Source organism: Rhodococcus sp. EPR-157 (assembly GCF_001647195.1).
Classification (GTDB): Bacteria; Actinomycetota; Actinomycetes; order Mycobacteriales; family Mycobacteriaceae; genus Rhodococcoides.
Window position 1 is genome coordinate 1 of record NZ_LVCV01000482.1, and the last position, 4396, is coordinate 4396.

Sequence of the window (4396 nt, forward strand, 5' to 3'; positions counted from 1 at the left end):
TCTGTGCGGACAACGCGAAAGACCGCACTCGCACTATCGGCACGATTGAACATTCGTCACCCCAGGCAGAATGCCCCTGATGTCCACGAATGTTCGCATCACGCCCATCCTGCTCGGATAGCGAAGGCCCGCGTACGCACTTCGCACAGGCGCGCGCCGTGTCGTGCACGACTATCCGTTCGCTGACCGGGCATCGTTTGCTACAGCTTCCGCCTCGGTCGCCAACAGCAACACGCAGGCCTCGAGTTCCTGGAAGCCGATCTGATTGTCCGCGAAGCGCGCGAGAGCGCGACGAGCCTCAGCGGCAGCGGCAGCCAGATTGTGTGCGCGCAGCTCTGCTCCGGGCATCGAAACCGACACTGGTCCTTCATCTCCATGCAGCAGGCTGTACGCGCACCCGGTGCCCCATTTCAACGCTTCGTCGAGCTTGCGTAGCGTGAAGGAACTGACCGGTACCTGCCTGCCGTTCTCGATATTGGTCAATGTGCTGTTGGAAGGGCCACCGGACCTCCAGAGATCTGTTTGACTCAAACCGAGACGCGCACGTCGATCCCGGACCGCGAGCCCCAGCCGAGCGACATCTCCGAACATGAGTCGACGATGTCCGAAGGATCCTTCGATAGCAACGTTTCCGGGAACGGACCGAATACGCTGACGCCACGACCAGCGCCAGCGGAGCACGGCGGGCCCTGCGGACGCGAACGCCGCAGGCGCCAGGATCTGCCTCGTCGAGTGAGCACCCAGGTTTCACCGAGGCAGGGGACTTCAGATGGTGCCGAGTAGCTGTGACACGGGCAAGAACCCCAATGACAGGAGTCACCTAGTCGTCGGCGACCCCTGAGCGAGCGAACCGTGTGCTTGCCGCCTGGCCCCCCATACGCACCGCTGGCCACCGATACACATCGATAGACACGGTCGAAACGAGATGCGTAGGCAGTCGGGGTGCGCGAAATGCAGCCCGGACAGATTGACATGGAACCGAAGTGCGTCGTCGCCCGGCCAGGTGCGCAGGTCGAAGAGACCGTGGGTGAGGACGGCGAGGTCGAGTAACAGGTCGGGGACAAACGGTGTTACAATTAGGAACAACAATATGGGAAGGGTTGGCATGACCGTCATCGACACCAGAAGTGCGCTTGCCGCCAACTCTGCCCGGGAGCACCTCGTGCGCCTCGATCGTCTCCGGTTGATCAGTATGGCGCAGAGTGAAGGCCTCACGCTGCGGCAGATCGCTGACCTCCTCGAGATCTCGGCAACTCAGGTCCACCGGCTCGCGATCCGCGCTGAGCAGCAGCCTGATGAACTCGAGAAGACCCCGGCTGAGGTGATCTATCAGCGCTCTGCCGGGTTGGTCAGCGATGAAGAGATGATGGACACGCTGGTGAACTGGCGCTATACGTATGGCTCTGTGCCCACCGAGGGCGACCACTCGGTGGACGCGTACGCCAAGGGCAGCTGGGACGACGTCCGGCGTGCGTACCGGCGAGGTTTGCTCAGTGACGACCAGTGGGATGTCCTGTTCGACCGCACGAGAAGAGCCCGAAACGCCCACCGCGCTTCGGCCCCGGTGTGAGGGCAGAACTTCTGCGTGACTCAGTCGCTCGGCAACTGGTGGGTCTAGGCCAGGCGGGACGGCCACTGCACGCCGCGAGCGGTCGCAGTACCCTCGCCCTCTATGAGGGCGACCGCCGCCGGGACCGGACGCTGCAGGAGGTCATCGAGTGGTATCTCGACCTCGCCGAACCTAGTCGCGACGGGCACTGCGCTGCAATCATTTCTTCGGGGCCTCCGGGGGCTGGCAAGTCCACGGCGCTGCGCCAGCGTCACCTCGTCGAGAGCAGCTACCGATACCTCGACGCGGACCTCGTCAAAGACGAGCTCCTGCGCCGCGCAATCGGTGACGGCCACTACAGCGACCTGCTGTCGACGGTGCTCGCCGATTCACATCCGATAGCCCCTCGTGAACTCGCCGCCCTGGTCCACTCCGAATCCACGGAAGTCATCGACGACGTCCGAGAAATTTGCCTGCAACGCCGTGAGAACGTCGTCATCGAGGGCACCCTGCAATGGGGTCCGCTCGGAAATATTCTCATGGCCCAGCTCAGTGAGCACGAGTACACCGACGTCCGCATTGTCGATGTCGAAGTACCCGCGTCCCTCGCGCACGAGCAGGCGATGCTCCGCTGGTGGACAGGCCGACTGGCAGGCAACAGCGGTCAGGACCGGATGGGTGGCCGGTTCACTCCACCAGCGGCGATCGACTCGCTCTACCGTGATGGTCCGGTGAGCCGTTGCGCAGTCCACGCCCGCGCGGCGTTCGAAAGTTCTCTCGCAGCGGCGATTCCACAGGTCACCCTCATCCAGATCGACCGCAGACTCGGCGCCGACCCCTTGGTCTCCCGGCGCGTCGATGGCAAGCTGGTCGAAGGCACGTAGCTGCGCGTCCGCGCAACGGCGCAACCTCGGACGAGGGTGTAGCTGAGCGCGGCCGCGGTGTCGCAGAACGGGATACGCGAGCAGAGGGTCGATGTATTCGGCCGAAGGTCATCGGCAATCAAGACAGTCAGCGCCATGCACGGGCGGCCGAAAGCCGCCTTCGGTAAGACGGCCCATCGATCCGCCCGCAGTTCCGGGCCGGACATAACCCTCGCCAGATACGGCTACGGAGCCTCCTGCAACCCGCTCGATCCCGACCAGTGATGCCCGGGCATAGATGTATAGGAAGATCTCCCCAACAACGCGCGCCTTATCCTTCCGTCACTGTGACGAAAGAATAAGGCGTACAACACATTCCGAGAACATGAGTAATGATCCGCCAAGGATTTGCCGACTGACCACATCGAGCCGGACAGCTGAAGGCGCTACGAGTAACGAGCCCAAAATATCCCGCCGCGTGCGAGCGTCGGAAGCGATGCCGCGCGGGCACGTGATCTGCCGCGCGAAGACTACGTACATCAGGTGCAAGTTTCGTGCAGCAACCGATCGAAACATACCGTAATAAACATGACATTCATTGCCGATAATTTGGATTATGTAAAGTGAACCTCTGCATGTTGCATTCAATGAATCAACTGGCTGCAGCTACCGGTCCAATGCTTACGCTGACGTAAGTGCCTCGAGACTGTTCCAGCGGTTACTGTGACGGCATGACGCGGCGGTGGATCTCCCTGCTCGCGGTCGCTGGGCTCGCACTGACAATTGGAGGCGGCTACGCGGTCTGGGTAGCGAACGCTCCAACCCGCGTCGTCGCGCAGATCGGGTCAGCGGAGTCGTTTCGATGCGACGACAGCCTGCCGCCGGGCCGGCCACCACCACCCAGCCGTCCGACATCGGGAACAGTTCCCGTCGACTTCGTACCGGTCGCGGCGGTGATCTGCTCGACTGACTTTTCTGGTGCCCTCGAACTGGACAATGGCCGCGGATACGACGAAACGCGGTACGAGGGCGATTTCACGGAGGTAGTTCGGCTCCTGAACGAACCAACGGAGCGCCGGTCACCTCTCGCCGGAAGATGTCCGAGCTACAGTGTTGTGCCAACGCCCGATTTGTGGCTACTCGACTCACAGGGCCGCGCGATAGCTCCGACCTTCCCTTCCCACGAATGCGGCTTGCCGAACATCGCCGCGCTCTCGGCTATCGGCAACATGACGGTGGCATCGTCTGTCGAATATCGCATCACACAGGACGAACTGAATCTGCTTCTGAGACTGTCGAGTTGCGCGCCGATCCTCGCACCCCCGCGCGGAGGGTCCACCGTCCCGGGCGTGCTCACCGTCGGCAACATTTACTGCCGTTTCGACCTCACACCGGAAGGTGCGAACTTCGTTGGGACCGACTACGTCGAATCCGGCTTCGACACCGCCTCGCTCACCCTGGCACCGGACTGTGTTGACACGGCGTCGCGAATCGCCTCCACGGTGTACGTAGAGGGCGCGGCGACGGATCAGAGGCAGGTACTGGTGGAGCTGGACGGTTGCCGACGCGTCATCGCCGACGGCTACCTGCCGCTGCAGGCACCGGAGAACTTGATACGTGCGTTGTCATGACTACAACCCGAGATGCCGGGAGCGGATCAAAGCTAACTGCACGCACGTGCAGACCGTGGCCTGTGCAGTCCAGGCACTGGTATCGGACCGGCCGCAAGACGACCAGTCTTCATATGCAGGGTTACCAGTGAACTTATACCTATTGCATCTGATGAATCCTGTCCCTGCTCACGTGTGGGACCATACGCAACGGCTCGGGGTGAACCACCCTGGATCTGATGGAGACCTGGTTCAAGCCACGTCGCGGTCGGAGGTGGCTGTCTGATCGGCCCAGGGATTTCGGACAGTGGACCCGCTTAGAATAGGGATCTACTGAAATGAGTCCGACCAGCATGAGCAGATCACGGCGATCG

4 protein-coding genes are annotated in these 4396 nt (G+C 62.1%); 3 read left to right on the forward strand and 1 reads right to left on the reverse strand.

All coding sequences use genetic code 11. From position 1 onward, the window contains the following. Positions 1-171 precede the first annotated feature (171 nt). Entirely contained in the window at positions 172-591 is a 420-nt protein-coding gene (locus A2J03_RS21935) for a helix-turn-helix domain-containing protein (RefSeq protein ID WP_068378215.1), read from the reverse strand. 499 nt (positions 592-1090) lie between these two features. Between A2J03_RS21935 and A2J03_RS31785 the strand changes: the two genes are divergently transcribed. From A2J03_RS31785 to A2J03_RS21950, 3 genes are all read left to right on the forward strand, one after another. Then, a complete protein-coding gene (locus A2J03_RS31785) occupies positions 1091-1570 on the forward strand; it encodes a hypothetical protein (RefSeq protein ID WP_068378217.1) in 480 nt (159 codons plus the stop codon). Continuing rightward, positions 1567-2433 carry a zeta toxin family protein gene (locus tag A2J03_RS21945; RefSeq protein WP_068378220.1) on the forward strand — a complete coding sequence of 289 codons (867 nt, stop codon included), beginning with the start codon at positions 1567-1569 and terminating at the stop codon, positions 2431-2433. The genes A2J03_RS31785 and A2J03_RS21945 overlap by 4 nt, the downstream gene beginning before the upstream one ends. Positions 2434-3143: 710 nt before the next feature. Further along, entirely contained in the window at positions 3144-4043 is a 900-nt protein-coding gene (locus tag A2J03_RS21950) for a hypothetical protein (RefSeq protein WP_068378222.1), read from the forward strand. The last annotated feature ends 353 nt before the right edge of the window (positions 4044-4396 follow it).

What these genes read in the sequence shown, in the direction of transcription:
- A2J03_RS21935 (WP_068378215.1), bottom strand. Translation starts at nt 591, where the DNA reads ATGTTCGGAGATGTCGCTCGGCTGGGGCTCGCGGTCCGGGATCGACGT.
- A2J03_RS31785 (WP_068378217.1), top strand. Translation starts at nt 1,091, where the DNA reads ATGGGAAGGGTTGGCATGACCGTCATCGACACCAGAAGTGCGCTTGCC.
- A2J03_RS21950 (WP_068378222.1), top strand. Translation starts at nt 3,144, where the DNA reads ATGACGCGGCGGTGGATCTCCCTGCTCGCGGTCGCTGGGCTCGCACTG.